This is a genomic window from Micromonospora maritima (genome assembly GCF_902825405.1).
In the GTDB taxonomy this organism is placed as follows: domain Bacteria; phylum Actinomycetota; class Actinomycetes; order Mycobacteriales; family Micromonosporaceae; genus Micromonospora; species Micromonospora maritima.
Map to the genome: position 1 here is coordinate 1 of NZ_CADEAU010000494.1, position 3,832 is coordinate 3,832.

The window sequence follows — 3,832 nt, forward strand, 5'->3', positions numbered from 1 at the left end:
GGTGGCGCCCGTGCTGGCCCTGCCGGGTCCGGTGCCGGCGCACGGCCGGGGCAGCTTCGGGTACGACGACCGGACCAGCGGCGTGCTCGGAACGGCGGGGACGCTGCGCCGGTTCCGGGTGGCGGTGGAGAACGGCTCCGGCGAGGAGGTCCGCGCCTTCGGTGAGGCGGTGCAGCGGGCCCTGACCGGGCCGGGGAGCTGGGTGGACGGCGGCCGGTTGCGGTTGCAGCGGGTCGCGTCGGGCGAGCGGTACGACTTCACGATCTACCTGGCCACCCGGGACACGGCCGGCCGGCTGTGCGGGGCGGGCGGGATCGACATCCGCAAGGGCGGGGTGCCGTACACGTCCTGCCGGGTGCCCGGCAAGGTCGTGATCAACCTGGACCGGTGGCGCACGTCCGCCCCGCACCTGGTGGCCGCGCGGATGCCGTTGGACACCTACCGGCTCTACGTGGTCAACCACGAGGTGGGGCACCAGTTGGGGCACCACCACGAGGCCTGCCCGGGGGCCGGCCGGCCGGCGCCGGTGATGCAGCAGCAGACCCTGTTCCTCGACGGGTGCCGGCCGAACCCGTGGCCGTACCTGGGCGGGAAGCGGTACACCGGTCCGGCGCTCTGAGCGCCTGATGGTGAGGAATCCTCGCGGCTTGCGCGGTAAAAGCAGCTAAATGCCCGAATTGCGTGGCACGCTGGCACCATGACGTCGTCGTCCCCTTACGACCCGCCTGCCGCGCCCGAACGACCCGGCCTGCGCCGGATGCGCCGCCGCCGTCGACGATCCGTGCTGCTGCTGGCCATGATGCTCGCGGCCGGCGGCGGCGCCGTGGGGATCACCCGGCTGAGCGAACCGGCGCGCCCGGAGCGGGTCCCGCTCGCCGCCGTGCCGCCGCTCGCCCAGGGGGCCGAGGACGAGGTCCCGGCCGCGCCGACCGGCTATCCCACCGCCGGCCCCGGCACCTTCGCCGTGGCCGAGGGCCGGTCCGAGGTACGCGGCCAGGCCGGTCCGCTGCGCCGCTACCGGGTCGAGGTCGAGCAGGGTACGGGCCAGGACGCCGACGAGTTCGCCGCCACCGTGGACGCGGTGCTGGGCGACCCGCGCAGCTGGATCGCCTCCGGGGAGCTGCGGGTGCAGCGGGTGCCCGAGGCGGCCGCCGCCGACTTCACCGTCTATCTGGCCACCCCGGTCACCTCGGAGCGGATGTGCGCCGAGGGCGGGCTGCGCACCGAGCGGTACACGTCCTGCCGGCTGCCCGGCCGGGTGGTGCTGAACCTGGCCCGCTGGATGACGGCGGTCCCCGACTACGGCGCCCCGTTGGAGGTCTACCGGACCTACGTGGTCAACCACGAGGTCGGCCACGAGTTCGGCGAGCTGCACCAGGCCTGTCCCGCGCCCGGCGCCCCCGCGCCGGTCATGCAGCAGCAGACGTACGGGCTGGACGGCTGCGTGCCCAACGCCTGGCCGTACGTCGACGGGGTCCGCTACTCCGGCGAACCGACCGACGGCGTCTGAGTTATTCCCGGTCCCGCAGTTCGGGCCGAGTGTCCCTCATCATGGCCGATCCCCACCCGGGCGAGCGACAATGGCGCGGTCCCACCGCCGATCCCGGGGAGTCCACCGTGTCGTTGCCCCCGCTCGTCGAGCCCGCCGCCGAGCTGACCGTAGACGAGATCCGCCGCTACTCGCGCCACCTGATCATCCCGGACGTCGGGGTCGAGGGGCAGAAGCGGCTGAAGAACGCCCGGGTGCTCTGTGTCGGCGCCGGCGGTCTCGGCTCGCCCGCGCTGATGTACCTCGCCGCCGCCGGCGTCGGCACGCTCGGCATCATCGACTTCGACACCGTCGACGAGTCCAACCTCCAGCGCCAGATCATCCACGGCGTCTCCGACGTGGGCCGGTCCAAGGCGGAGTCCGCCGCGGCCTCGATCCGGGAGATCAACCCGCTGGTCAAGGTGGAGATCCACAACACCGCGCTGGACCGGGAGAACGTGCGGGACATCTTCTCCCGCTACGACCTGATCGTCGACGGCACCGACAACTTCGCCACCCGCTACATGGTCAACGACGCGGCCGTGCTGCTCGGCAAGCCGTACGTCTGGGGTTCGATCTACCGCTTCGACGGCCAGGCGTCGGTGTTCTGGGCCGAGCACGGTCCCTGCTACCGCTGCCTCTACCCGGAGCCCCCGCCGCCCGGCATGGTTCCCTCGTGCGCCGAGGGCGGCGTGCTGGGCGTGCTCTGCGCGTCCATCGGCTCGATCCAGGTCAACGAGGCGATCAAGCTGCTCGCCGGCATCGGCGAGCCGCTCGTCGGCCGGCTCATGGTCTACGACGCCCTGGAGATGAGCTACCGCAAGATCAAGGTTCGCAAGGACCCGAACTGCGCGCTCTGCGGCGAGAACCCCACGGTCACCGACCTGCTGGAGGACTACGAGGACTTCTGCGGCGCGGTCTCCGAGGAGGCCCAGGAGGCGGTGGTCGACTCGACCATCACCGCCCTGGAGCTGAAGGAGTGGCAGGACGCCGGCAAGGACATCTTCCTGGTCGACGTGCGCGAGCCCGCCGAGTACGAGATCGTCCGGATCCCCGGCTCGACGCTGATCCCCAAGGGCGAGATCATCTCCGGCGAGGCGCTGGCGAAGCTCCCGCAGGACCGGCAGATCGTGCTGCACTGCAAGTCCGGCGTCCGCTCCGCCGAGGCGCTCGCCGCGCTCAAGGCGGCCGGCTTCAAGGACGCCGTGCACGTGCAGGGCGGCGTGCTGTCCTGGGTCAAGCAGATCGACCCGTCGCTGCCCGCGTACTGACGTCGATGTCCCCGAGGGCCCTTCCGGTACGCCGGGAGGGCCCTCGGCGTGCCACCGGTGGGGCGGGCCACCTCTGACCGAGCTACCGAGGCGTAACCACGTCGGCGCAGGTAGCGTCGCCCCCGTGGTGGATCTGGAAGCGGCGATCGGGTTCGTCGTGGCGCACGGGGACGCGGTCGACCGCGCCCGACTGTCCCGGCTGCGCACCGGCACGCCGGTGCCACCGGGCCTGCTCGACGCGGCGGAGTCCGGCCAGGCCGTCGGCGGCGGCTGGCCCGCCGTGCTCGACGGCGAGGTGGCGTCCGTGGACGCGACCTGCTTCCGGCTGTCCGAGCTGGACGACCTGGGGGCGCTCGGTCGTCCCGCCGCCCGGCACGCGCTCGACTGGCTGGCCGCCCGCCAGCTCGCCGACGGCGGCTGGGACGAGCACCCGTCGCTGGCCGGGTTCGCGCCGGAGTGGGCCACGCCCGGCGATCCCGAGGCCCGGTTCTACCTGACCGCGAACGCCGGGTTCTGGCTCACCGTGGCCGGGCTGGACGCCCGCGCCGCCGGCCCGCTCGACCACCGCGTCGGTGGGGCGTACGCCGGCGTGGTCCAGGCGGCGGCCCAGGCGCTCGCCGGGCAGCTCGCGGCGGACGGGAGCTGGCCGTCGTTCCTGCCGGCCGGCTGGCTGGCCGCGGCCGTGCTGCACCGCCAGCGGATGTACTACGAGTCGGCCCGGATCCAGGCCGTGCTCGCCGACCGGATCCCCGGCATGTCCGCGGCCGACGTGGCCTGGCTCGCCGCCACGCTGCGGCGGGTGGAGGTCGGCGAGGAGCAGTGGCTGCTGGTGTCGGCGCGGCGGCGGCTGGCCGAGACCCAGCGCAGCGACGGCGGCTGGGACAGCGACGACGGTCACCAGTTCGACGTGCACACCACGCTGCGCGCGATCCGGGCCTGCCGCTCGGACGTCCCCGAGGCCCCGCGCGCCGGCGCGCAGTTCGTGGTGCCGGGCATCGTCGCGCTGCCCGCCGTGCCGGCCCCGCGCCCCACC

At 73.8% G+C, this 3,832-nt stretch carries 3 protein-coding genes and 1 pseudogene; all 4 read left to right on the forward strand.

Annotation, left to right across the window (positions count from 1 at the left end; genetic code table 11):
* The coding region (locus HUW36_RS27735) for a DUF3152 domain-containing protein (protein ID WP_174530835.1) at positions 1-619 on the forward strand (619 nt) is incomplete at its 5' end.
* A 78-nt stretch (positions 620-697) separates the two neighbouring features.
* Positions 698-1,510: a DUF3152 domain-containing protein gene (locus tag HUW36_RS27740; RefSeq protein WP_174530836.1), complete on the forward strand. Its 813-nt coding sequence runs from the start codon at positions 698-700 to the stop codon at positions 1,508-1,510.
* Between the two features lie 41 nt (positions 1,511-1,551).
* Positions 1,552-2,799 (forward strand): adenylyltransferase/sulfurtransferase MoeZ, encoded by a 1,248-nt coding sequence (gene moeZ / locus HUW36_RS27745; RefSeq protein ID WP_174530837.1) that lies wholly within the window; start codon positions 1,552-1,554, stop codon positions 2,797-2,799.
* Between the two features lie 73 nt (positions 2,800-2,872).
* Positions 2,873-3,742, forward strand: a pseudogene (locus tag HUW36_RS27750) (hypothetical protein); the annotation flags it as partial.
* Between the last annotated feature and the right edge of the window lie 90 nt (positions 3,743-3,832).

Excerpts from the sequence above, each read along its gene's own strand:
- HUW36_RS27740 (WP_174530836.1), top strand. The coding sequence starts at position 698 with ATGACGTCGTCGTCCCCTTACGACCCGCCTGCCGCGCCCGAACGACCC.
- moeZ (WP_174530837.1), top strand. The coding sequence starts at position 1,552 with ATGGCCGATCCCCACCCGGGCGAGCGACAATGGCGCGGTCCCACCGCC.